Annotated in this window: 1 protein-coding gene; it reads left to right on the forward strand. The window is 71.1% G+C overall.

Annotated features, from left to right (window positions below):
* Positions 1-771: AMP-binding enzyme (locus ACLEQD_RS44620; protein WP_410391956.1), on the forward strand; the 771-nt coding region annotated here is incomplete at both ends.

Below are 771 nucleotides of genomic sequence, written 5' to 3' on the forward strand. Positions count from 1 at the left end.
GCACCGGCGACGTGGCCCGCTGGCTGCCCGACGGTGCCATCGAGTACGTGGGCCGTGCGGACTTCCAGGTGAAGGTGCGCGGCCTGCGCATCGAACTGGGGGAGATTGAGACCGCGCTGAAGCTGCACCCCAGCGTTCAGCAGGCGGTGGTGGTGGCCCGTGAGGATGCGACGGGCGACAAGCGCCTCGTCGCCTACGTCGTTCCCGCCTCCGCGAGCCTCGACATCCCCACCGTGCGCGAGGCCCTGCGGCAGCGGATGCCCGAGTACATGGTGCCCTCCGCCTTCGTCGCGCTGGAGGCCCTGCCGCTGACTCCCAGCGGCAAGCTCGACCGCAATGCGCTTCCCGCGCCGGAGGCATCCGCGCGGGACCAGGCGTCTTACTCGCCCCCAGGCACGCCCACCGAGGAACTGCTCGCCACCCTCTGGTCCGGCGTGCTCCGTGCGGATCGCATCGGACGTGAGGACGACTTCTTCGCGCTCGGTGGCCACTCCCTCCTCGCCACGCAGCTCGTCTCCCGGATCCGCTCCGCCTTCAGCGTCGAACTGCCCCTGCGCGTCCTCTTCGAGGCCCCCACGCTCTCCCGCCTCGCCCTCCGCGTGGAGGAAGCGTTGCAGACCGCGGAAGGCACCACCCTGCCTCCGCCGAGCGCCATCGCTCGGGGCGATGAAGCGCCCCTCTCCTTCGCGCAGCAGCGGCTGTGGTTCCTGGACCAACTCCAGCCCGGCTCGGCCACGTACAACATCCCGAGCGCCCTGCACCTGGAAGGGC

Source organism: Corallococcus sp. 4LFB (genome assembly GCF_046520365.1).
Taxonomy (GTDB): domain Bacteria; phylum Myxococcota; class Myxococcia; order Myxococcales; family Myxococcaceae; genus Corallococcus; species Corallococcus caeni.